We start from the raw sequence: 21980 nt of genomic DNA, 5'->3' as shown, positions 1-21980 counted from the left end.
CTTACGCGTCCCCCGCCGACAGCGAGTCGACGTGGACGCGGAAGACGGGGTCTGCCTCTCCCGCTCCGTCGGTCCGCGGGTTCAGGAGTCGTGGCGGAGTCGCTCGCGGACCGCCTCGCGGTCGACCGTCCCCGACGCGGTTCGGGGCAGTTCCTCGGCGGTTTCGAGCAGGCGCGGTCGTTTGTAGCCGGCGAGTCGCCCGTCGCAGAAGGCGCGAATCGATTCGAGCGTCACCTCCCCGTCGGCCTCCGGAACCACCAGCGCGCCGACCCGCTCTCCCCACTCGTCGTCCGCGACGCCCGCGACCGCGGCCTCGCGGATTTCGGGGTGTTCCAGCAGCACCTCGACGACCTCGCCGGGATCGACGTTCTCGCCGCCCGTGACGATGCGGTCGGAACGCCGATTCAGCACCCAGATTCGGCCGCCTTCGTCGCGGTAGCCCACGTCTCCCGTGCGCAGACCGTACTCCCCGAACGCCTCCTCGGTCGCGCTCGGATTGCCGTAGTAACCCGCCATCACGGTCGGCCCGGAGACGACGAGTTCGCCCGGTTCGCCCGCCGGAACGGGGTCGTCGTCCCCGTCCACGACCGTCACCTCCGTGAACAGCAGCGGTCGTCCGACCGTGCCGACGCGGGAGAACGCCTCCTCGGGGCGGGCGGTGGCGATCTGCGAGGCGGTCTCGGTCATCCCGTAGGTCGGGCAGACCGGCACGCCCCGCGCTTCGCACTCCTCGACGAGGTCGTCCCGTGCGGGCGCGCCGCCGAGGAGGACGAACCGCAGCGAGTCGGGGAGGTCGCCCTCCTCCAACAGTCGGCGGAGCATCGTCGGCACGAGCGAGACGCCGGTCGCCCCGTGCTCCCGGAGGTGCGACAGCGTTTTCTCGGGGTCGAACCCCTCCTGTACGACGACCGTCGTTCCGTACAGCGTCGAACGCAGGAGCGGCGCGAGACCGCCCATGTGGTACGTCGAGAGGCAGAGGTGCCAGCGGTCGTCGGGGAGAACGCCCAACCGGAACGCGGAGGCGACGGCGCTCGAAAGCAGGTTCCCCGTCGTGAGGACGACGGCCTTCGGATTCCCGGTCGTCCCCGACGTGAACAGCATCACCTGCGGGTCGTCGCGCGCCCACGCCGCCGGGTCGAAGGTCGCTCGCTTACACTCGGCGAGCGTCGCCCCGTCGGAGGGGTCGACCGAGACCACGGGTACGTCCCCGGCGACGTCTCGGGCGACCGACTCGGTGTCGGTTTCGCAAACGAGCGCCGACGGGTCGGTCGCCGCGACCTGCCGCCGGAGTTCGGGCGCGGCGAGTCGAACGTTCAGCGGGACCAGCACGCAGCCGAGTCGCATCGCGGCGTGGACGAGTCGGACCGCCGCCATCCGGGTCTCCATCAGGACGCCGAGGTGGTCGCCCGCGCGGAGGCCTAGCCCGGCGAGCCGTCCGGCCGTCTCCTCGACCGCCGAATCGAGTTCGGCGTACGTCCGCTCGGTTCCGTCTTCGGCTTCGACGACGGCGGTCGCGTCCGGCGAGATTCCCGCCCGGTGCGCCAGCCAATCTTTCGTCTCCGTTCCGTCCGTCTTCGCCCCTCTCATAGCTTCCCCCACGTATCGGCGACGCCGTTGCCCGGTTCCTGCGGGACGCTCACCGCCCCGTCGACGATTCGCGTGCGGTCGGGGCCGAGGTCGCGGGCCAGCAACGCTCCTGTGGCGAGGCCGCAGGCCGGGCGGTCGGGGAGGGCCGCCGCGACGTGTATCGCCGCCGTCCGGGCGACGACCCCGTCGACGGTCGTCGTCACGACCGGGGTCGCGCCGGCGTCGCGGGCGCGTCTCGCCGCTTCGACCGCCCTGTCCGGGCCGCCGAGCACCATCGGTTTGCAGACGAGCACGTCCGCGGCTCCGGCACCGAGCACGTCGTCGACGGAGGTTTCGGCGATCGACTCGTCGGCCGCGACGCCGACCGACCGATTGCGGAGGTCGGCCAGTCCGTCCAGGTCGTCCGGCGGGAGGGGTTGTTCGACGTAGGCTACCCTGAGGGGGTCGAGTTTGTGGAACGCTTCGCGCGCCTGCGCGCGCGACCACGCGCCGTTCGCGTCCGCGCGGAGTTCCACGTCGGAGCCGACCTCGTCGCGAACCGCCCGCAGTCGAACCACGTCGTCGGTGACCGAGCGCGCGCCGACCTTGACCTTCACGCACTCGAACCCCGCCGCGACCGCTTCGCTCACCGCCGCCGCCGTGTCGGACGCCGGGCGGTCGCCGACGGTCGCGTTGGCGGGGACGGCCTCGACGCTCTCCGGCCCGCCGAGGCGTCGGTAGAGGGGTTCGCCGGCGCGCTTCGCCCGAAGGTCGGCCAGCGCGAGCGCGAGCGCGTGGCGGGCCGCGGGCGTCGATTCGAGGTCGGTCAGCGCGGCGTCCGGGTCGTCCACGTCGGCGAGCGCCGCCTGACAGGCGGGGAGCGATTCGGTCCACCCCGGCAGGGGCGTCGCCTCGCCGATTCCGACCCCGTCCCCGTCTTCGATTCGGACGAGCACGCCCTCGCGTCGCTCTATCTTCCCGCGCGCCGTGTCGAGCGGCGATTCGAGCGGAAGCGAAAATTCTCTCGTTTCGATTCGCATGGTTCGGTTCTCAGAGCACCATCCCGAGGGCGAACAGGAGCGAGTGGACGGCCAGCAGTTTGCCGGTCCGTTCGAGGGCCGGATTGAGCGCCTCGCCGGAGGTCTCCGTGAGCACGGTTCCGGCGACCGTCGCGGCGTAGGGTACCGTGAGCAGCGGGAGGAGGACGACCGCACCGAACGCGCCGCTCGCCCAGAAGTACGCCGGAACGAGGTACGAGAGCGCCAGCATACCGACGTACTCCGCTCGACTCGCCCGGTAGCCGACGAGCACCGCGAGCGTCCGTTTGCCGGCCTCGCGGTCGGTCTCCAGGTCGCGGACGTTGTTCACGACGAGGATGTTCGTCGAGATGGCCGCGACGGGGAGGCTGGCGAGGAACGCCTGCTGCGTGACGGTTCCGGCGGGGACGCCGAGCGAGAGGGGCGCGGCGAGCAGCGCCGCGGCCTGCACGTAGAACGTTCCCATCACCGCGACGACGCCGAAGAAGACGAACACGAACAGGTCGCCCAGTCCGTGCGAGCCGAGGGGGTACGGTCCGCCCGCGTAGGCGATGCCGCTGGCGACGCTGACGAGACCGACGACGAGAATCGGCAGACCGCCGACGTAGACGAGGTAGACGCCGACGAGGACGGCGAGCAGGAACGTGGAGTACATCGCGCGCTTGACCTCGTCGGGCGGGATGAGTCCGGACTGGGTGACGCGGGTGAACCCCGTCCGTTCGTCGGTGTCGACGCCCTTCACGGCGTCGTAGTAGTCGTTGGCGAAGTTGGTGCCGACCTGGATGAGCGCCGCGCCGACGAAGGCGGCGAGCGCGGGGAGCGGGGCGAACAGCCCCTCGTGAACGGCGAGGCCGACGCCGACGATGACGGGCGCGGCGGCGGCGGGCAGGGTGTGCGGTCGGGCCGCCATCAGCCACGCCTCCGTGCGGGAGATCTCCGTCGCCGTTTCGGTCATTACTGCAGTAGTTTTGACGTGAGGGGCATAGCGTCTGCGGTTTCGGCAGGGGGGAACCACCGTCCGGAATGAAGGATGAAAGTCGCCCGCATCGGCAAGACCGAATCGACGCCGGAAGTCCCCGGCGGAGCGCGATCCGGAGGGTTTACGAAAAAGGTAAACTATAACCGCGGCGGGCTCGATGGGACGAGCACGATGACGCGACTCGCCGAAGGCGCACCGATTTCGACGGATATCGTCGGTGAGGCAGCCGACAGCCACGCCGTCAGCGCGACCGAGCTGAGCGAAGCGCTGGCGACGATCCACGACGACCTCGTGGACGGTGCCGACGCCATCCACGAACACTACGTCGGCGGGAACGGCGAACGGTCGGCCCCGCTCGTCGCGAACGGGGGACTCGTCGAAGTCATAGACGTCGATTCCGGGACGTGGACTCGGATGGCGGAGCGCCTCGGTCTCTCGGACGCCGTCGGCGCGGCCGCGAGGAGCGCTCACGCCGACTACGCGAGGAGACTCGGCGCCGATGAACGGGCGCTCGCCGAACGCGATGCGCTCGTTATGCCGGCACACGTCCTGTCGGGGTTGACGCGCGCGGGTCTCTCCCCTCGCCAGTCCGAAGTGCAGGTGTTGCGAATGCGGGGCGAGACGCAGGAGGAGATCGGTGACAGACTCGGAATGGAGGTCGGGACGGTCAAGTCCCACTGCCATCGAATCGACCGAAAGATAGACGAGGCGAGACGCCTCCTCGGCCTCGTCGGCGAGTGAGGTGAGCGCTTCGATGGAGTTCGAAGCGACGCCCGTCGGCCCTCCCGCATTCGTTTAAGTGGTTCTCGCGATAACGGGTAGATACGAGGAAGGTTACTTCGGGTTCCTTTCTTCTCTTTCCGCCGTCGGGACGCTCTCTCCGCCGAGATTCCTCTCCGCGCCGCGACCCTCAATCCCGCCTCTCCCCCCGACTCGTGAGGCTCGGGAGGTTCGGGTCGCGGTGGGGGTTTCGGCCGTGGACGGCGAACTCGATTTCCCGTTCTTCTAGCTGCTCTTTGAGCACCCGCCGGAGTCGGTTGAGGCTCGTGACGTCGAGCCCGTGTTTCTCCGCGAGTTCGCCGAACCGCTCGTCGTCCGTGAGCGAGTCGAACTGGTCGTAGAGGTCGTCCAATCGTTCGGGGGGCAGCCGACCGATCCAATCGCGGTCGTGCAGTCCGAGGTAGTGCTCGCGCTCCCGGTCGACGACGTGGCGGATGACGACCAGCGCGACCTTCGGAATGGCCCGCTGGCTTCCGAAGGCGGTGAGGTCGAGTTCCGCCATGATACCGATAACGCAGTCGCGTTGCCACGGGGTCAGCGCGAGGTCGTTGCAGAGCGCGTGGCTGACCCGCAGTTTGTCGAGGTGGTGCATCCGGCTGCTGTGACCCGCCATCGCCGAGTGGCGCTCCTCGTGGAGTCGACGAAGGCTCTCGCTCACGTCCGACTCTGGCGACTCCGCGCGTCCGATGAGCGTCGCGCTCGGCGTCACCGGCCCCCAGCGACGGACCGACTCGTCGCGCTGGAGGTCGGCCCGCCGTACCGCACCGTCGCCCGGAAGTCGGCTGAGCGCTCGGTTTCGCGGGTCGTCCGGCTCGGCGGTCGCTCCGGACCGCCACTGCCAACTGGCCGCTCGCGAGTCGCCGTCTCGACGCATCGCTCCCCATTACTCGGTCGAGGTAGTTGAAAGGTAGGTTCGAGGCAGGTCCACTCTGGGCGAGTGCCATCGCACGTTGTCGACACTATCAGTCCACCGGCACTCCATCGACACCAGCACCCGCGCTATCGACACGCGGTGCTCACGAAAAGTCGACGACCGTCAGAACCAGCCTCACTCCGTCCGTATCTCTACCTTGTCACGAGAACTACTTAAAGCGAAAGCGAGCCTCGGAGTACGGCCGCCACGAACGACCACGTCCGCTCGAGTGCAGTCGCTACGCGCGGTACCGTTGCAACCGCGAAAATACCGTTCAACCGCGAAAACAGCGACACGAGAGACGGGCGGAGATAGCCGCTGCTTGCCAGAAATTGAGTACGCCAGAACGAACCTCGCTTCCTCCATATCTCTCCCTTATCGCGAGAATCACTTAAAGCGGGGTCGGACGCGCCGGGGAAACTGTCGACGGACGATGCCGTCGCTTCAGCCAGTACGTTTCAGTGCAACTCCGAATCGGCCGGTCACGATTCGTGCTCGAATCGTCGAGGGAACGCCGACTGCGGCCGAAACGCACCGACGAACGCGCAAGTCATTCGTCGTACTACCGCCGTCGAATGTCGAAGTAGAGCATCGCGGTCGTCAGGAGCAGACCCAAGAAGAGGACAGTCGGGCGAATATCGAAGTTCGTGCCGCACTGTGGCGGGCTCGATGTCGCACAGTATCCCGACGGTCCGAGTCCGATGATCATCACGACGAGACCGACGACCGACGCGAGGGCGGCTCCGCGTCGCTTCCAGTCGTCCATCCCGACGCTCCGAACGAATTGGAAGACGAGGATGATTCCGAGGAAGTAGAACGATCCGGGGATGTCGAACGGGAACTCGGTGAACGCGAACAACTTCCAGAACGGGACGACCGCGACGACGAGTCCGACGGTGATCGCCAGCGCCGCGATTCCCGCCCGTAGCTGGTTTGAGTGTTCGTTTCGACTCAGCGATTCGCTCATTCACTTTCCACGACGCGAACCCCGAACGTGACTGTTCCGTAAACTAAAACGAGCGACCGTCCCATCCGTCGCGGTCCTTCGGCATCCGCGATTCCCGAAGGACCGGCCGGTACGAGCGGTGTCGGTGATGGCGGTGAAGCGACTCACCGCGAGCGAGAAGCGAAGCGACGAGCGAGCGGGCCAAGGCCCGACCATCGGGAGGGCCGCAGTGGTGTTGGTGCGACTTTTTCCAAGGGGGCGACCGAGGCGAGTGCCACGTGGCACTCGCCTCGGCATTCGACCGTGGTCCGAAAATCGAAGATTTCGTCATCACGAAAGAGGTTCGCTCTTTCGAACGACGGAAAAAGGTGCGTTAGTAGTGCCAGGGGTACTCCGAGAAGTCCGGGTCGCGCTTCTCCACGAAGGCGTCCCGACCCTCCTGCGCTTCGTCGGTCATGTAGGCGAGGCGGGTCGCCTCGCCCGCGAACACCTGCTGGCCGACCAGTCCGTCGTCGGCCATGTTGAAGGCGTACTTCAACATTCGAATCGCGGTCGGACTCTTCGAGTTGACCTCCGCGGCCCACTCCAGCGCGACCTCCTCCAACTCCCCGTGGGGCACGGATTCGTTGACCATGCCCATCTCCTCGGCCTCCGCCGCGGAGTAGGTCTTCCCGACGAAGAACACCTCGCGGGCTTTCTTCTGGCCGACCTGCTTGGCGAGGTAGGCCGACCCGAACCCGCCGTCGAAACTCGCCACGTCGGGGTCGGTCTGCAGGAACTTCGCGTGCTCCTCCGAGGCGAGCGTCATGTCGCAGACGACGTGGAGGCTGTGCCCGCCGCCCACGGCCCACCCCGGCACCGCGCAGATGACCGGCTTGGGGATGTGGCGGATGAGTCGCTGGACTTCGAGGATGTGCAAGCGCCCGGCCTTCGAGGCGCGCTGCGCCTCGCGCTCCTCGTCCTCGCCTCGGTACTCGTACCCCGACTCGCCGCGAACGCGCTGGTCGCCGCCGGAGCAGAACGCCCACCCCTCGTCTTTCGGCGACGGGCCGTTACCGGTGAGGATGACGCAGCCAACGTCGGTCTGGCGCTTGGCGTGGTCGAGCGCGCGGTAGAGTTCGTCCACCGTCCCCGGTCGGAAGGCGTTGCGAACCTCGGGGCGGTCGAAGGCGATTCGAACCGTCCCCTGGTCGGTCGCCCGATGGTACGTGATGTCCCGGAAGTCGAACTCCGAAACTTCCTCCCAGCGTTCCCCGTCGAAGAGTTCGGATACCATGCTCGGAACTGAAGACGGAGCGACCTAATAGGTTCCCGTCCGCCTTCCGGACCGGGCGCGTCCGACCCGGCAAACTACGGGGGGACTGCGAAACTACTTGCGCCGAAGGGTCGAGGGTTGGTACCATGACCAAGATTTCCGCGCGGGCGGCCGCGTTCGAACGCTCGCGGATTCGCGTAATGTTCGAACTCGCGGAGGCCCACGGCGGCGACCTCGTCAGGCTGGAGGTCGGCGAACCGGACTTCGACACGCCCGAACACGTCATCGACGCGGCCGCGCGGGCCGCCCGAGACGGCGCGACCCACTACACCTCCGGCGCCGGAATTCCGGAGCTTCGCAGGGCCATCGCCGACCGAACCGAGCGCGAGACCGGCGTTTCCCCGAACCCGAAAACGGAGGTTTCGGTCACGAACGGCGCGATGGAGGCGCTGTCGCTCGCCCTCGCCGCCGTCGCGGGACCGGGCGACGAGGTGCTGATACCCACGCCGGCGTGGCCCAACTACAGGAATCAAGCGAGGCTCGCGGGTGCCGAACCGGTCGAGGTACCCCTGCCGGCCGACGATGGGTTCGACCTCGCGCCCGACCGCGTCGTCGAGGAACTGACCCGCGACACCGCCGCGGTGGTGTTGACGACGCCGTCGAACCCGACCGGACGGGTCTACGACGAGGACGCCGTCCGGGCGGTCGTGGAAGCCGCGGCCGACCGCGGCGCCTACGTCATCGCCGACGAGGTGTACGCGCGCCTGACGTACGGCGGCGACCACCGGCGCGTCGCGTCGTACGCGGATTACGATGGACTGTTGACGGTCGATTCCTGTTCCAAGACGTACGCGATGACGGGGTGGCGAATCGGGTGGCTCGTCGGCCCGAGCGACGTGGTCGAAGCCGCGACGAACCTCGGGGAGAGTACGACCGCCTGCCCGTCGAGCGTCGGCCAACACGCCGCGCTCGCGGCCCTGACCGGAACGCAGGAGCCGGTTCGGGAGATGCGAGCCGCGTTCCGCGACCGCCGCGACCGCCTCGTGAAGCGCGTCGAGTCGATCCCGAACGTCTCCTGTCCGCGCCCGGAGGGCGCGTTCTACGCGTTCCTCGACGTGAGCGCGCTCGACGGAACCAGCGTCGACGTGGCCGAGCGACTGCTCTCCGAGTACGGCGTCGTCGCGGCGCCCGGCGCCGGGTTCGGCGACGCCGGAGAGGGGTACCTGCGGCTGAGCTTCGCCAACAGCGCGGAGCGCATCGAACTCGGCCTCGACCGCATCGAGCGGATGGTTCGAGACGAGCGCGACCGATAGAACGGACCGTCGCGGTCAGAACAGGTTTTCGAGCCGGTCGTTCTGGAAGAGTTCGGCGGGGTCTCCCTTCCGCTCTTCCTGCTCGTTCGCCGCCTTCGCGCGCTCCATGAACTCCGCCATCCGAGGGGAACGCTCGACGCCGCCGAGCAGAATCAGCGACGCGAGTCGGTCGCTCTCCATCGGGAAGTCCCCGCCGCGAACCTGCAGGCTCCCGGTCTCCTTTTCGACCCAGCTCCGCGCCCGCTCGACGCCCTTCCGCGGAATCCGGTCGGGGTCGCCGGCCACGACGACGAGGGCGGAGTCCGCGTCCGTCGCGTTCGGCATACTCAGGTTGCTCAGGATGGCCTGTCGGGTGTTGCTCGTCACGGCGTTGATGTTCTCGCCGCTCTCCTCGCCGGCCTCCGAACTGGCGTATCCGAGCGCGGCGATACCGCCGGACCGAAGCGTGTTGATGACCTCGCTCGAATCGACCACGCTCTCGCCGACGCCCTCGACCGCCTCGCCCGACGCGAGGAGGAGCCCCACGCGCTGGGCGATCTGTCGGTTGATGGATTCGAACGCCTCGCCGACGCTCTGGCCCGTCTCGTGCCACGCGTCGTTGTCGATGAGGAGGGTCGCGTCCGCCTCGCGGACGACGGTCTTCAGCGACCGCCCAGCGTTGGCCTGATACATCGACCCCTCGCCGCGCCCGGGGAGGACGCCGAGCGCGTAGACGGGGATCTCGTAGATTCGCTGGAGTTCGTCGACGATGACCGGCGCACCGCCGCTTCCGGTGCCGCCGCCGAGGCCCGCGACGACGAAGATAGCGTCCGCCTCGGCGGTGATGCGACCGTCCAAGGCGTTCATCACCTCGCCCGAATCGCTCCGCATCACTTCCGCGCCGAGTTCGTTGTCCCCGCCGACGCCGTGGCCCTTCACTCGGTCTTGGCCGACGAGCACGGTATCGAGGTCGAGCGATTGCAGGTCGGCTTTCGCGGAGTTGATCGCCAGTGCGCCGCGGACGGCACCGAACTCCATCCGCGCGTCGAACTCGACGAGTCGCTGCGTGAGTTTACCGCCGGCTTGACCGACACCAATCAGGACGACTTTCATGCACCAGTCCACCCATCCACTCGTAATGAATTTTCTGTCACGAAATTCCTCCAATTTTAAATACGAAGGGGGAACCAACCCCGGCGATGTCCGACCGCGAAACACTCGACGAACGCCTCCGCGCCGTCGAACGCGCTCTCACCGACCGAGACGAACGTCCCGACCGAAGCGACGAGGCGGAACTCCGCCGGACGGCGACCGACGTCGCCGCGCGCGTGGACGACCTCGAAACCCGACTGGATGAGCTCGATTCCGCCGTGCAAGCTCTTCGGGGCTACGTGGGTAACATCCGCGCCGTCAACGCCGAGGTCGAGCGGCGCGCGGACGCCGCGCTCGCGAAAGCGGAGACGAATCGGCGCGACGTCCGCCCGCCGAAGTCCGTCCCCCGAAGGATCGAATCGGAAACGGAACCGAAAACGGACCGACGGGCGGGGTCCGACCGCGAGCGACCGGAGCCGGACGACTCCGACGACTCCAATGACTCCTTCGCCGCCCGCATCAGGGAGGTGCTGTGAGCGTCCGCACCGTCCTCGCCGTGATGCTCGCGGTCGCCGTCTGTAGCGTCTCCTATCCCGCGATCGACGACGCACGAACGACCCGCGCGGAGTACCGCGCCGAGGGGGAACTGGCGAGCGTCTCGCGCGCGCTGTTCGACCTCGAAGACGAGAGCGCGGTTCCGCTCGGCGACCCCGGCGCTCGTAGCGTCGTCGCGCTCTCGCTCCCCCGTGCGTCCGCGACGACCGCCGGAATCGAGTACGTCGCCATCGGCGGCGTTCCCGAAACCCGCGAGCCCCACGGCCCCCGCGACACCCCCCAAGCGAAGGACGACTACGGCGACGTGTTCGCCTACCGGGTCGAAGGCGGTTCGACCCGCGTTCGGCACGTCCCGTTCGACCTCCGAGTCGCCGCGTCCGCACCGGACGACGCTGACGGCGGTTGGCGACTCGCGCCCGACGGAACGCCGCTCGTCGTCCGCGGCGAGCGGGCGAGAGTCGCGCTCGTGCCGGTCGAACACCGCGGAAAGCGTATCGTCGTCGTCGTCCGGGCGGCTGAACTTTAAGGCCGAAGACGCGACCACGGCGGCCCATGTGGAACCCACTGTCGAAAACGGAGTCCGGCGACCGCGACTGTCGGTGCGAGGCGTCGTTCGACGGCGACGCGCTGGTCGTCGACGCGAGCGACTGCCCGGGCCGCGGCGACCTCGCCGAACGTCCGCCCTGTCGAGCCACCGTCGTCGACGCGCTCGCGGACCGCGAGGCCGACCGCGCGTTGACGCGGGCGAACGGAGTCGAGCGCGCCTACGAGGGCGACGAAGCGGCGTTCCTCGTGGCCGCCGGTCGGTTCGCCGACCGAGTCGCGTTCTACGACGACGGCCTCGCCGCCCGCGCGCGACGCGATCCGATTCGGGCGGGAATCGACGCGGCGGGGCGAGCGGGGGCGGTCGCGAACGTCGCCGCGGAGACGGGACTCGCCGAGGGAATTCGCCGGTTCGAGTCGTACTCCTCGTTCCGTCCGTTCGTCGCCCCGACCATCGCCCGTTCGCGCGTCTCGGTTCGACCGCCGCCGAACGCCCGATTGGACGACCGGTACGAGCTTTCGACCGGGGCGACGGTTCGACACTACGACACCGACCGCGCCCGCCGAACGTACCACCTCGAACCGCGGGAGTCCGCCTTCGACGAGGACGCCCTGGAAACCCTCGACCGGGCCGCCGAACTCCTCGCGAGCGGCGGCGTGTCCGGCGGGGAACGAGCGTCCGGACGGGCGGTCAGAACGGTCGCGGGCGAGGACGACCCCGTCGAAGCGCTCGCGGCGGTTCTCGAAAAGCACACGCGAGGGTACGGCGTTCTCACCGATCTCTTCGCCGACCCCGCCGTCTCCGACGCGTTCGCGACCGCTCCCGTCACGGAGAACCCGCTGTGCGTGCGAGCGAACGGCGAGCAGATGCGGACGAACGTCCGTCTCACGACCGAGGGCGCGGCGTCGCTCGCCTCCCGATTTCGACTGACGAGCGGTCGCGCGTTCTCCCGCGCGAGTCCGACGCTCGACGCCGTCGCGAACGTGAACGACACTGCCGTTCGCGTCGCGGGCGTGACAGACCCCGTCAGCGACGGTCTCGGGTTCGCGTTCCGCGCTCGGTCGGAGGAGACGTGGACGATTCCGGCGCTGGTCGGAAACGGAACGCTTCCGGCGGACGCAGCCGCCGTCCTCTCCCTCGCCGTCGAACGCGCCGCCGCCGGACTCGTCGCGGGAACTCGCGGCGCGGGGAAGACGACCCTCCTCGGCGCGCTGCTCCGTGAACTTCCGGCGAAGACGCGAACCGTCGTTCTCGAAGACACGCCCGAACTGCCGGTCGAATCCTTACAGGAAGACGGCCGAGACGTACAAGCCCTCCGGACGACCGCGACCGACGACGAACCCGGCCTCCGACCGGCCGACGCGCTCAGGACGGCGCTCCGACTGGGCGAAGGTGCGCTCGTCGTCGGCGAGGTTCGCGGGGAGGAAGCGAGCGTTCTCTACGAGGCGATGCGGGTCGGAGCCAGCGGGAGCACCGTCCTCGGAACCATCCACGGCGACGGGGGCGGGGCGGTGTACGAACGCGTCGTCACCGACCTCGGCGTCCCGCCGTCGTCGTTCGCCGCCACGGAGTTCGTCGTCACGCTCGAACCGTACGAGGCGGACGAGACCCGCAAGCGACGGGTGAAGTGCATCGAGGAGGTCGTCGGCGACGGGGAGGCGGTTCGATTCGAACCGTTGTACGAGCTCGACGGCGGCGACCTCGCGCCGACCGGTCGAATCGACCGCGGAAACAGCGCGCTCGTGGCGTCGCTCGCGGACGCTGCGGAGACCTACGCCGACGTTCGGGCGGCGCTCGCCGAACGAACGGACGACGTCGAAGCGCGCGTCGAACGAGCGAACCCCGATTTCGCGGTCACGACGACGGAGATGACGGGTGACTCGACGTGACGCTCTCACGCCCGACGGCCCTACTCCGTCGGCTCGCGGCCCTCTATCCGCGGGAGGTCCCACCGGATGACGACGTCGACCGCGCGCTCGGTTTTCTCGGCGTCGACGAGGAAAGTACGGTCGTCGTTCGCGCGGGAAACGGCGCGGCGGTGATCGTCCTCGGCGTCTCCGTCGTCGCCGCGGCGCTCGTCCCGGCGTCGATACGGCTCCCGATAGTCGGCGCGCTGGTCGCGCTCGCACTCGCCGCCCCGCCGGCGGTTCGTCGTGCGCCGGTCGCGCTCGCCGCGGCCGAACGAACGCGCGCGCTGGGCGACGCCCCGGCGCTCGTTGCCAGAGCCGCGCTCCGGATGCGAATCGAGCCGACCCCTGAGGCCGCCGCGACCTTCGCGGCGCGAACCGGGGACGGTCCGCTCGCGGCGAGTCTCGACGACCACGTTCGACGCGCGGTCGGTTCGCCGTCTTCCGGACTGACGACGTTCGCGGCGGAGTGGGAGGCGTGGAACCCGGCGCTCCATCGGGCGATGTCGTTGGTCTCGGCGGCGGGCGAAGCGCCGGCCGCCGAGCGCGACCGGACGCTTGACCGCGCGCTGACCGCGGTGCTCGACGGAACGCGCGAGCGCATGGCCGAGTTCGTCGTCCGGATTCGAGAACCGGCGACCGCCGTGTACGCCTTCGGCGTCCTGCTCCCGCTCGCGCTGGTCGCGGTGCTTCCGGCGGCGCGGGCGGCGGGCGTGCCGGCGTCGCCCGCTCTGATAATCGCCGTCTACGACTTTTTGCTACCCGCGGCGCTCCTCGCCGCGAGCGCGTGGTTGCTCGTCCGCCGTCCGGTCGCGTTTCCGCCGCCCGAGGTGACCGCCGCGCACCCGGACGTGCCGAACCGGCGCTGGCCGGTGGTCGTCGCCGGTCTCCTCGCCGGCTGCCTCGCCCTGTTCGTTTCGGGTGCGCTCTTCCCTCGGTGGACGCGCTGGGTCGCGTTCGCCGGATGTACAGTCGGCACCGTTCTCGTCGGGGTCACGCGAGGGACCGTGCGGATTCGAAACCGCGTCCGAGCGGTCGAAGCGAACGTGACGGACGCCCTCTACCTCGTCGGTCGGCGGGTGAACGAGGGGACGGCGGTGGAGGCCGCCGTCGCCGCCGCCGCGGACGAAGTCCCCGGGGAGACGGGAGCGGTGTTCGAGCGGGCGGCCCGCGTCCAGCGACGGCTTCGGGTGAGCGTCCGAGAATCGTTCCTCGGGGAGTACGGGGCGCTTTCGGACGTTCCCAGTCCGCGCACTCGAAGCGCCGTCGCGCTCCTCGCGCTCGCCGCGCGGGAAGGGCGGCCCGCCGGTTCCGCGGTGCTGGCCATGGCCGACCACGTCGACGACCTCCAGCGGGTCGAACGCGAAGCGCGACACGAACTCTCGCAGGTGACCGGGACGCTCCGACACACCGCCGCGATGTTCGGCCCGCTCGTGTCGGGGGCGACCGTCGCGCTCGCCGGCGGGATGGCGGGGCGAACGTCGTTCGGCGGTGAGTTCCCGGCGGACGTTCTGGGCCTCGCGGTCGGCGCGTACGTCCTGTTCCTCTCGGCCATCGTCACGACGCTGGGGGTGGGACTCGAACGCGGCCTCGACCGAACGCTGGTCGGCTATCGAGTCGGCCGGTCGACGCTCGCCGCGACCGGCGTCTACCTGCTGTCGTTCGCCCTCGCCGGGACGCTGACGTAGGTTTAAGTGGGAGAACGGGACGAATCCGGGGCATGTTCGACGCACCTGTCGACGCGTGGTACGTTTGGCTCGGAGTGACGGCGGCGAGCCTCGTCGCGTTCGGCGTCGCCGCCGAGTTGCCGACCGCACCGCCCCCCGACGCCGCCAGCGTCGCCGACACGGTAGACTCGGTCGCCGGCTGTGAGTACGCCGCGACCGCCGAACACCCGCTCTCGGCGCGGCAGATCAAACTCGGTTCGCATCGATTGGGACTGCGCGGAGACGGCGGAGCCGCCCACGCGACCTTCGCGTACGGGCCGGTCGCACCGGTCGAAGGCTTCGCACGACTCCGGCGCGTGCTGGACGGAACGCCGCCGAAAACGGTGTTCGATTCTCCCGCCGAACTTCGCGCGGCGGTGGCGGACGCGCGCGAGACTCGATCGAGGTGGAAACGCGCGGAAAACACGCTCCGAATTCGCTGCGTCTCGTGGGAGGGAGTCGATGCGACGCTGGTCTCGGGGTAGGGCGCAGACCGAACCGCTCGCGGCCATCGTGGCGGTGTTCGCCGTCGCCGTCGGACTCGTGACCTACTCCGGTTTGCTGTCCGACGCGATGCCGGAATCGGAGCGCGAGATCGCGCCGGCGACGCTCTCGGAAGTCCGCGATGCGGTCGGTTCGAACGGCGTCCTCTCCCCGTCCCGACTGGCGGACGGACTGGAAACGAAACCGGTCGGATACCGGCTGAATCTCACGCTCACGACGGAATCGAGGGCGTGGCACGCGGGACCGCCGGCACCCCCGGACGCCGACTCCGCGGCGACGGTCGTGAGCGTCCGCTTCGCGCCCGGGGACGTTCGTCCGGGCCGTTTGCGCGTGGAGGTGTGGCGATGAGAGCCATCAGCACCGTCCTCGACGCGACGCTCTGTCTCCTGCTGGTGAGCGCCAGCGCGTTCGTCCTCGCGGGCGCGGAACCGTCGAGGGACGCGCCGGACGCGAGAACCGCCGAATCGACGGCGGACGTACTCGCCACCAGCACCGCACGGGTGAACTACACGATTCCCTCCGAATCGCGGTCGCTTCGACGGACGACCCACGACACCCTCGCGGGGCTACTGGCGGACGCCGCGGTCGCCAACGCGACCGTGCGCGACGTCGAACTCGCGCGGACGAGCGACGATTTCGAACGGGCGGTCGCCCGCCGCGTTCGGGGACGGCTCTCCGACTCGACCAACGTGCAGGTGGTCGCTCGCTGGGAACCGTATCGGAACGCGCACCTTCGCGGCCGGTTCGTCGTCGGAGGGTCGCCGCCCCCGAAGTCGACCGTGCACGCGGCCGTCGTTTCCGTTCCGAGCGGGCTGCCGACGGTTCGCGAGGAGGCGGTCGATGCCGCGCGACGGCGGGGGTATCGCGGCGTCGCCCGCGTCGTGGCCGCCGGAGCCGTCTCCGGGCTCGCGCCGCCGCGCGCGACGGAGTTGGCACTCGACGATAGGAATCGGGTGGCTACGATAGTCGCCGCTCGATTCCGGCGGTTCCTGTGGCTGTACGACGGCGGCTCGACGCAGTTCGGAGACGATGGCGTGCAAACGAGGGGGGAACTCGTGCGCGCAACGACGTTAGCTATCGAAGACGAACTCCGCGCGACGTACGAGACGCCCCGTGCCGCCGCACGGTCGGTGTCGGCCGGCCGAGTCGAACTCGTCGTCAGGACGTGGTCCGGATGAGACTGGCGGACGACACCCGAGGTCGGGTTCCGTTCGCCCTCGTCGGGGTCCTGTTACTGGTTGGAAGCGCGACGCTGGCGGGAACGTTGGCGTCGCGCCCTCCGTCGCGGACGAACGGGAGCGTCGATCGCGCAATGAGCCACGTCACCGCGGGCGCGCAGACCGCGCTTCGGGACGCCGTTCAGCGGGCGGGGCGCGACGCGGCGGCTCAACCGCTCGTCCGGCCGGCTAACACGACCGCCGGGAGCGTCATCGACGGCTCGGAGCCGTTTCGCGACTATCTTCGGCTCAGAATTTATCTCACCGCGCGTACCAGCCTACGGGCCGTATCGGTTCGCGTCGGCGACGTCCGCGCGAGCGCTCGCCTCGCCCCGACCCCGAACGCCAGCGCGCTCCGCCGAGCGAAACGACGAGTGCACGTCGAACCGGTCGGCAACGCGACCGATGCGGGACTCCGAGTCCGTATCGAGAACGTTTCCTTGCGGGCGTCCCGAGACGGGTCGGTCGTCGCACGAACCTCCCGCAACGTGACGCTCGTCGTGGCGACCCCCGTGCTCGCGCTTCACGAGCGAGTCCGACGGTTCGAACGCCGACTCGCCCGCGGGCCGCTCGAACCCGGTCTCGGACGCCGGCTCACCGCTCGCCTCTACGCCGTGGCGTGGGCGCGAGGCTACGCCCAGTACGGCGGCGCACCGATCGGGAACGTCGTCGGGAACCGGCACGTCGAACTGATGACGAACGGAGCGATCCTCCGCGAACAGCGAAGCGCGTTCGGTCGGAGCGATCCCGCCGCCCGGCGAGCACTCCGGCGTGCGACGGCCCGCGTCGGCTTGACCGACCTCCTGGTGCCGACGACCGAACGCGGGAAACTCTGGGCGGACACCATCCTGAACACGGCGGGGCCGCTTCGTGACGAACCGGCGGACATCTCCGCACCGTCCTCGACGCACGCGCCGGGGAACGAAACCGTCGTCGGCGTGAACGAGTCGGCGGACAGAGCGCTGCTCGACCTTATCGGCGACGGCGAGAGCGACGAGAAGAGCGAGTTCGACGCCGCCGTCGCGTCCGCGTACCGGGTCACCGTCCGACCGGCGGCGACCGTCCGAACGGTTCGCGACGAATCGCGTCCCGAACCCCGCCCGCCGGGCGCGAACTGGACGCTCGTCGAACGACACGCGGAGTCGCGGTCATCGGTCGATTCCGCCGACGGGAGGCCTCCCGGAACTCCCGAAGGATGGCATCTCCTCTGGACCGACGCTAGGCGAGTCGTTCGAACCCACACGGTCGTCCGCCGATGGAAACTGGGGAATCGAACGACGCGCACGACTCGCCGCTGGACGGACGAGTTCGTCGTTTCGCTCGGCGTCGCGGGCGACCACGTGACGACCGAGTACGCTCCGCCCCGCCCGCTCCCCACGGCACACGAGCCGAGCGGTCCGGAGAGCGGGCCGAATCTCGCGGACGTCGGTAAGGCGGCGGTCCAACGACTCGTTCACGAGCGCGGCGGGGCGGACGAACTCGCACTGCGCGCCGTCGACGAAACGCTAGACACTCGCCCGCAGACGATTCGGGGTCGCTTTCCCGGCGGACTGCGTTCGCGTACGTACCGGGACGTTCGCGCGCTTCGAAGCCGAATTCGAAACCTCTCGGTGACGGTTTCCCGCGGCGACGTCGCCACGGGGAGGGTGAATCCGGCGACGGAACTCGCTCGGAAACTTCGGGTGCGACGGAGCGACTTCGTCGGTGCACCCGCGGCCTACGACGGCGCGGCCGAGCGAGCGCGATACGCGGTTCGAGCGGCGTACGTCGACTCGGTTCTCGAACGGCTCGACGACAGGGCGGAGCGCGTCCGACGAACTCGGAAGGGACTCGGGAAGGCGGTTCGAGACGCGACCGGCGTTCCGCTCGAACGAATCCGACGAATACTCGCGGCCCGCGAGCGAGTCGAGACGTCGACGACGAGTCGACTTCCCGCGAGCGGTCCCGGGGGGCGAACGAACATCAGCGTCGATGGCGCACCGCCGTACCTCACGCTCACCGCGGTCGAGCATCGTCACGTCTCCACGGTGCCGAAAGGGGAGCGCGTTCATCCGATGGCGGCGAGAAACATCAACGTGTTCACCGTCCCGTCCGCGGACGTGCGGGACGGTATCGTCGCACTGCTTCCGGGTGCACGCGACGCGACGCGCGTCGGCGTTCGAACCAGCGCACGAGCGCTCGAAGCCGCAAACCGAACGCTCGCCGCCACCGCGAACGAATCGCTACGAAAGCGGCGCGACGCGCTTCAGCGTTCGCTCGCGCGTTCGCTCGACGGGATAGAGCGGGGGTTACTGCGCGAACTCGGCGCGACGGGACTCGCTCGTTCCGAGCGACGTGCCGCCGTTAGACGCGGACTAGCGCACTGGAACACGACGACGGCGCGCGCGCTCGCGGTCTCGAACGGCTCCGCGGCGCGACGCATCGCGCTGGTCATCGAGAGCCGAAAATCGGGTCGGTGGAATCGGATGCGCCGCGACAGGGTGGCGCTCCGCGTTCGGGCTGCGGTCGAAACGGCGCGCAGGGAGGCTAGCGGAGTGAAACAATCGGTGGTCGCGCCCGCGGTGAAGAACGTCGAGCAAATCGTCGCGTACGAGTTGAAAAAGGCCGTGAAGCGGGGCGTGGAGAACGGCGTCGAACTCGCGCAGAAACGGTGGGTCAACGAGACGATGTCGAACCTCGCGGCCGGAATGCCGGTTGCTCCGGTGCCCGGCTACTGGTACGCGACGGTCAACGTGTGGCGGGTGGACGTGTCGGGAACGTACGCCCGGTTTACGGTTCGGGCGCGCCAAGGCCCCCCGACGTCTCCCGGCGCGTCCGTCGCGTACACCCGGCGGAACCGGACCGTTCGGATGGACGTCGACGGCGACGGAGCGGCGGAGACGCTCGGTCGAACGACGCCGGTCGCGTTCGACACGTGGACGACCGTCGTCGTCGCCGTGCCGCCGGGGAAGACGGGCGTTGGCGACGTGAACGGCGACGCCGACGAACGCTCGCCGGGGTGGACGAACCGGAGTGACAACCCATTTGGCTCGCGCGCCCGTCGTGGCGAACATGCTCTACGACGAGATAGACGATCCCGGTGAGACGACGCCGGAGGAACTGCGCGCGCAGTACGTCGACGAACTCGCGGAGACGGTCGCGTCGGTCGGGATCGACGAGGTGGCGGCGGAGACGGAACTCGACCGCGAGACGGTGACGTCGCTCGCGGACGGCGACTCCCCCGAGATAACGCTGGAAGACGCCGCCGCCGTGCTCGCCACCGACGACGACGCCCCATCGAAGGACGCGATCCTCCTCGAAGTCCGCGACCACCTGCTGATGGGGATGACGACCGGCGTGCTCGACGTGGACACGCTCGCGTCCGACATCGACAGCGACCTCGGCCCGAAAGCCATCCAGCAGAAGATCGAGGGGCGAGCGCCGATGACGCTCGAAGAGTACGCGCTCGTCCACCACTACATCGCCGAGCGAAACGACCGATAGGCGGCGGAGTTTTCCGCGCTCCGACCGAACGAAGCGTATGAACGTCGCCATCATCGGCTGCGGCTACGTCGGTCTCGAACTCGGTCGGCAGTTGGTTCGGGCGGGCCACGACGCGGTCGGCGTCCGGCGGTCAGCCGACGGGGTGCGGGCCGTCGAGAACGCGGGACTCACCGGCGTGCGGGCCGACGCGACCGACGCGGATTCCCTCGCCGCGGTTCCCGACGCGGTCGCCGTCGTCTACGCCGCGAGCGCGGACGGCCGCGATTCGGACGCCGCGCGCGCCGCCTACGTCGACGGGCTTCGGACGACGCTCGAACACTTCGCCGGGCGCGACTCGCCGCCCGAACGAACCGTCTACACGTCGAGCACGGGCGTGTACGGCGACCGCGGCGGGGCGTGGGTGGACGAATCCACGCCGCTGGAGCCGACGACCGAGCGACAGGAGATTCTCGCCGAAGCCGAACGAATCGCCCGCGATGCGAGCCCCGGGAACTGGACGATCACCCGATTCGCGGGGCTGTACGGCCCCGACCGCTACCGGCTGGAGCGATATCTGGACGGGCCGGTGGGCGAGCGGTACCTGAACCTGATACACCGGGACGACGCGGCGGGTGCGGTTCGATACGTGCTGGACGAGGGGGTGGCGCGAAACGACACCCTCCTCGTCGCCGACGACGAACCGGTCCGGAAGCCGACGCTCGCCGGTTGGCTCGCCGAGCGGTGCGGCGTCGAACGTCCATCGACGGAGCGAGAGGCGGAGACGGAACCGACCTCCGAACGGACGCGAGCGGGCAAGCGGTGTTCGAACGAAAAACTCCGGAAGACGGGTTACGAACTCCGATATCCGACGTTTCGGGACGGGTATCGCGACGCCGTTTCGTCGTACGGAGAGCCCACAAGCGTCTGACAACTGTAACCGTTGGGAAAAGTTCTTGTCGTCGGGTATCGACCACGGAGTATGGAGTTTCTGGCCGACCAGTCGGTTCGGGGACTGTTCCGGGCGGCCGAGGTCTACGGCTCCGAAAATCCGCTGCTCATCGTCGGCGGCGCGCTCGGGGCCGTCGTGCTCGCGGTGTCGCTCTGGCTGGTCGTGCGCTGGATTCGGCGGCCGATGGGTGCCAGACTCAAACGGGCGCTGGCGAAACGGGACGAACTCGTCGTCCTGATGCATCCGAACCCCGACCCCGACGCGATGGCCTGCGCGATCGCGGTCGCGTATCTCGCCGAGACGGTCGATACGGAGACGACGATTCAGTATTCCGGGCAGATTCGCCACCAGGAAAACCGCGCGTTCCGAACCATCCTCGACCTCGAACTCGAACGCGTCGACCACGTCACCGACCTCGCTGTTTCTACCATCGTTCTCGTCGACCACAACACGCCCCGCGGATTCGACGGCGCGGAACGAATCGAACCGTACGCGGTCATCGACCACCACCCCGGAAACGGGTCGGGCGAAGTGTTCACCGACAAGCGGACGAACTACGGTTCGTGTTCGACCATCGTCGCGGAGTACTTCGCCGAACTGCGCGCGACGCCGGTCGGTCCGGACGACGCCGCGGACGAAGACGAGTTCGTCCTCCCTTCCGACATCGCCACCGGACTCCTGTACGGCATCCAATCGGATACGAAACACCTCACGAACGGCTGTATCGAGGCCGATTTCGCGTCGAGCGCGTACCTCTACCGGGGCGTCGACGAACACCGTCTCGACCGAATCGCGAATCCGCAGGTGAGCGCCGAAGTGCTCGAAGTCAAATCGCGGGCCATCACGGAACGCGAGGTTCGCGGCTCGTTCGCGGTCTGCAACGTCGGCGAACTCACGAACGCGGACGCCATCCCGCAGGCGGCGGACGAACTCATGCAACTCGAGGGGGTCACCGCAGTCGTCGTCTACGGGCGGCGCGACGACACGCTCCACATCTCGGGACGATCGCGCGACGACCGGGTTCACATGGGCAAAGCGCTCCAGACCGCGGTGGCCGACATTCCGGGGGCCGACGCGGGCGGCCACGCGCGCATGGGCGGCGGCCAGGTTCCCGTCGAATCGGCGGTCGTCGCGGGCGGGATGGAGAACAGTCTGTGGACCGACCGGGAGTTCACCGACGGAATCTTCGACGCGCTGAACGGCAACGTCTGACGAGACGCGACGGATAGTTACACCAAAGAGAGATTTTTATCCCCCGACCGTCTGGATTGGGATA

Annotated in this window: 20 protein-coding genes; 13 read left to right on the top strand and 7 right to left on the bottom strand. The window is 69.1% G+C overall.

From position 1 onward, the window contains the following. Positions 1-81 precede the first annotated feature (81 nt). Genes menE through LIX00_RS06170 form a run of 3 tightly spaced genes read right to left on the bottom strand, consistent with a single transcriptional unit; the run spans position 82 to position 3558 of the window. A complete protein-coding gene (gene menE, locus LIX00_RS06180) occupies positions 82-1587 on the bottom strand; it encodes an o-succinylbenzoate--CoA ligase (protein ID WP_227355328.1) in 1506 nt (501 codons plus the stop codon). Then, complete coding sequence (locus tag LIX00_RS06175; RefSeq protein ID WP_227355327.1) at positions 1584-2606, bottom strand: mandelate racemase/muconate lactonizing enzyme family protein; 1023 nt, start codon at positions 2604-2606, stop codon at positions 1584-1586. Before LIX00_RS06175 ends, menE begins: the two co-directional genes overlap by 4 nt. 10 nt (positions 2607-2616) lie before the next feature. Then, a complete protein-coding gene (locus LIX00_RS06170; protein WP_227355326.1) occupies positions 2617-3558 on the bottom strand; it encodes a 1,4-dihydroxy-2-naphthoate polyprenyltransferase in 942 nt (313 codons plus the stop codon). Positions 3559-3753: 195 nt separating this feature from the next. Here LIX00_RS06170 and LIX00_RS06165 point away from each other — a divergent pair, with 195 nt between their 5' ends. Continuing rightward, complete coding sequence (locus LIX00_RS06165; RefSeq protein ID WP_227355325.1) at positions 3754-4323, top strand: DUF8048 family protein; 570 nt, start codon at positions 3754-3756, stop codon at positions 4321-4323. A 169-nt stretch (positions 4324-4492) separates the two neighbouring features. Here LIX00_RS06165 and LIX00_RS06160 read toward each other — a convergent pair whose 3' ends face one another. From LIX00_RS06160 to LIX00_RS06150, 3 genes are all read right to left on the bottom strand, one after another. Further along, entirely contained in the window at positions 4493-5236 is a 744-nt protein-coding gene (locus LIX00_RS06160) for a DNA-directed RNA polymerase subunit epsilon (RefSeq protein WP_227355324.1), read from the bottom strand. 601 nt (positions 5237-5837) lie between these two features. Beyond that, positions 5838-6242 (bottom strand): hypothetical protein, encoded by a 405-nt coding sequence (locus LIX00_RS06155; RefSeq protein ID WP_227355323.1) that lies wholly within the window; start codon positions 6240-6242, stop codon positions 5838-5840. A gap of 352 nt (positions 6243-6594) precedes the next feature. Then, complete coding sequence (locus LIX00_RS06150) at positions 6595-7497, bottom strand: 1,4-dihydroxy-2-naphthoyl-CoA synthase (protein WP_227355322.1); 903 nt, start codon at positions 7495-7497, stop codon at positions 6595-6597. Between the two features lie 125 nt (positions 7498-7622). Here LIX00_RS06150 and LIX00_RS06145 point away from each other — a divergent pair, with 125 nt between their 5' ends. Continuing rightward, positions 7623-8789 carry a pyridoxal phosphate-dependent aminotransferase gene (locus tag LIX00_RS06145; RefSeq protein ID WP_368410719.1) on the top strand — a complete coding sequence of 389 codons (1167 nt, stop codon included), beginning with the start codon at positions 7623-7625 and terminating at the stop codon, positions 8787-8789. Positions 8790-8804: 15 nt separating this feature from the next. On the opposite strand, the gene LIX00_RS06140 is transcribed toward LIX00_RS06145, so the two are convergent. Further along, a complete protein-coding gene (locus LIX00_RS06140) occupies positions 8805-9881 on the bottom strand; it encodes a tubulin/FtsZ family protein (RefSeq protein ID WP_227355321.1) in 1077 nt (358 codons plus the stop codon). An 86-nt stretch (positions 9882-9967) separates the two neighbouring features. On the opposite strand from LIX00_RS06140, the gene LIX00_RS06135 reads away from it, so the two are divergent. From LIX00_RS06135 to LIX00_RS06085, 11 genes are read left to right on the top strand one after another with little or no spacing between them, the layout of a single operon-like run. Continuing rightward, entirely contained in the window at positions 9968-10396 is a 429-nt protein-coding gene (locus LIX00_RS06135) for a DUF7310 family coiled-coil domain-containing protein (RefSeq protein ID WP_227355320.1), read from the top strand. Then, complete coding sequence (locus LIX00_RS06130) at positions 10393-10941, top strand: DUF7311 family protein (protein WP_227355319.1); 549 nt, start codon at positions 10393-10395, stop codon at positions 10939-10941. Before LIX00_RS06135 ends, LIX00_RS06130 begins: the two co-directional genes overlap by 4 nt. Positions 10942-10967: 26 nt before the next feature. Then, entirely contained in the window at positions 10968-12848 is a 1881-nt protein-coding gene (locus LIX00_RS06125) for an ATPase, T2SS/T4P/T4SS family (protein WP_227355318.1), read from the top strand. After that, positions 12845-14554, top strand: coding sequence for a type II secretion system protein (locus LIX00_RS06120; protein WP_227355317.1), 1710 nt, complete (start codon positions 12845-12847; stop codon positions 14552-14554). Before LIX00_RS06125 ends, LIX00_RS06120 begins: the two co-directional genes overlap by 4 nt. A 32-nt stretch (positions 14555-14586) precedes the next feature. Further along, positions 14587-15057, top strand: a complete 471-nt coding sequence (locus tag LIX00_RS06115) for a DUF7283 family protein (RefSeq protein ID WP_227355316.1) — start codon at positions 14587-14589, stop codon at positions 15055-15057. Continuing rightward, a complete protein-coding gene (locus LIX00_RS06110; protein ID WP_227355315.1) occupies positions 15035-15424 on the top strand; it encodes a DUF7285 family protein in 390 nt (129 codons plus the stop codon). Before LIX00_RS06115 ends, LIX00_RS06110 begins: the two co-directional genes overlap by 23 nt. Further along, on the top strand, positions 15421-16254 hold the full coding sequence (locus LIX00_RS06105) for a DUF7284 family protein (RefSeq protein ID WP_227355314.1): 834 nt from the start codon (positions 15421-15423) through the stop codon (positions 16252-16254). Before LIX00_RS06110 ends, LIX00_RS06105 begins: the two co-directional genes overlap by 4 nt. Beyond that, on the top strand, positions 16251-19376 hold the full coding sequence (locus LIX00_RS06100) for a DUF7286 family protein (RefSeq protein WP_227355313.1): 3126 nt from the start codon (positions 16251-16253) through the stop codon (positions 19374-19376). The genes LIX00_RS06105 and LIX00_RS06100 overlap by 4 nt, the downstream gene beginning before the upstream one ends. Beyond that, positions 19345-19776 carry a DUF5791 family protein gene (locus tag LIX00_RS06095; RefSeq protein ID WP_227355312.1) on the top strand — a complete coding sequence of 144 codons (432 nt, stop codon included), beginning with the start codon at positions 19345-19347 and terminating at the stop codon, positions 19774-19776. Before LIX00_RS06100 ends, LIX00_RS06095 begins: the two co-directional genes overlap by 32 nt. A gap of 37 nt (positions 19777-19813) precedes the next feature. Next, positions 19814-20683, top strand: a complete 870-nt coding sequence (locus LIX00_RS06090) for an SDR family oxidoreductase (protein ID WP_227355311.1) — start codon at positions 19814-19816, stop codon at positions 20681-20683. Positions 20684-20734: 51 nt separating this feature from the next. Beyond that, entirely contained in the window at positions 20735-21916 is a 1182-nt protein-coding gene (locus LIX00_RS06085) for a DHH family phosphoesterase (protein WP_227355310.1), read from the top strand. Positions 21917-21980: the final 64 nt, after the last annotated feature.

Origin of the sequence: Haladaptatus salinisoli (assembly GCF_020614375.1) — an archaeon.
Lineage (GTDB): Archaea > Halobacteriota > Halobacteria > Halobacteriales > Haladaptataceae > Haladaptatus > Haladaptatus salinisoli.
The sequence above is the reverse complement of the archived record's forward strand: the minus strand, read 5'-3'. Positions and strand labels throughout refer to the sequence as shown.

Bases quoted from the DNA above. Each gene is read 5' to 3' on its own strand.
- LIX00_RS06160 (WP_227355324.1), bottom strand. From the start codon at position 5,236: ATGCGTCGAGACGGCGACTCGCGAGCGGCCAGTTGGCAGTGGCGGTCC.
- LIX00_RS06135 (WP_227355320.1), top strand. From the start codon at position 9,968: ATGTCCGACCGCGAAACACTCGACGAACGCCTCCGCGCCGTCGAACGC.
- LIX00_RS06105 (WP_227355314.1), top strand. From the start codon at position 15,421: ATGAGAGCCATCAGCACCGTCCTCGACGCGACGCTCTGTCTCCTGCTG.
- LIX00_RS06095 (WP_227355312.1), top strand. From the start codon at position 19,345: ATGCTCTACGACGAGATAGACGATCCCGGTGAGACGACGCCGGAGGAA.
- LIX00_RS06115 (WP_227355316.1), top strand. From the start codon at position 14,587: ATGTTCGACGCACCTGTCGACGCGTGGTACGTTTGGCTCGGAGTGACG.
- LIX00_RS06155 (WP_227355323.1), bottom strand. From the start codon at position 6,242: ATGAGCGAATCGCTGAGTCGAAACGAACACTCAAACCAGCTACGGGCG.
- LIX00_RS06090 (WP_227355311.1), top strand. From the start codon at position 19,814: ATGAACGTCGCCATCATCGGCTGCGGCTACGTCGGTCTCGAACTCGGT.
- LIX00_RS06150 (WP_227355322.1), bottom strand. From the start codon at position 7,497: ATGGTATCCGAACTCTTCGACGGGGAACGCTGGGAGGAAGTTTCGGAG.
- LIX00_RS06140 (WP_227355321.1), bottom strand. From the start codon at position 9,881: ATGAAAGTCGTCCTGATTGGTGTCGGTCAAGCCGGCGGTAAACTCACG.
- LIX00_RS06110 (WP_227355315.1), top strand. From the start codon at position 15,035: ATGCGACGCTGGTCTCGGGGTAGGGCGCAGACCGAACCGCTCGCGGCC.
- menE (WP_227355328.1), bottom strand. From the start codon at position 1,587: ATGAGAGGGGCGAAGACGGACGGAACGGAGACGAAAGATTGGCTGGCG.
- LIX00_RS06125 (WP_227355318.1), top strand. From the start codon at position 10,968: ATGTGGAACCCACTGTCGAAAACGGAGTCCGGCGACCGCGACTGTCGG.
- LIX00_RS06165 (WP_227355325.1), top strand. From the start codon at position 3,754: ATGACGCGACTCGCCGAAGGCGCACCGATTTCGACGGATATCGTCGGT.
- LIX00_RS06085 (WP_227355310.1), top strand. From the start codon at position 20,735: ATGGAGTTTCTGGCCGACCAGTCGGTTCGGGGACTGTTCCGGGCGGCC.
- LIX00_RS06145 (WP_368410719.1), top strand. From the start codon at position 7,623: ATGACCAAGATTTCCGCGCGGGCGGCCGCGTTCGAACGCTCGCGGATT.
- LIX00_RS06170 (WP_227355326.1), bottom strand. From the start codon at position 3,558: ATGACCGAAACGGCGACGGAGATCTCCCGCACGGAGGCGTGGCTGATG.
- LIX00_RS06175 (WP_227355327.1), bottom strand. From the start codon at position 2,606: ATGCGAATCGAAACGAGAGAATTTTCGCTTCCGCTCGAATCGCCGCTC.
- LIX00_RS06100 (WP_227355313.1), top strand. From the start codon at position 16,251: ATGAGACTGGCGGACGACACCCGAGGTCGGGTTCCGTTCGCCCTCGTC.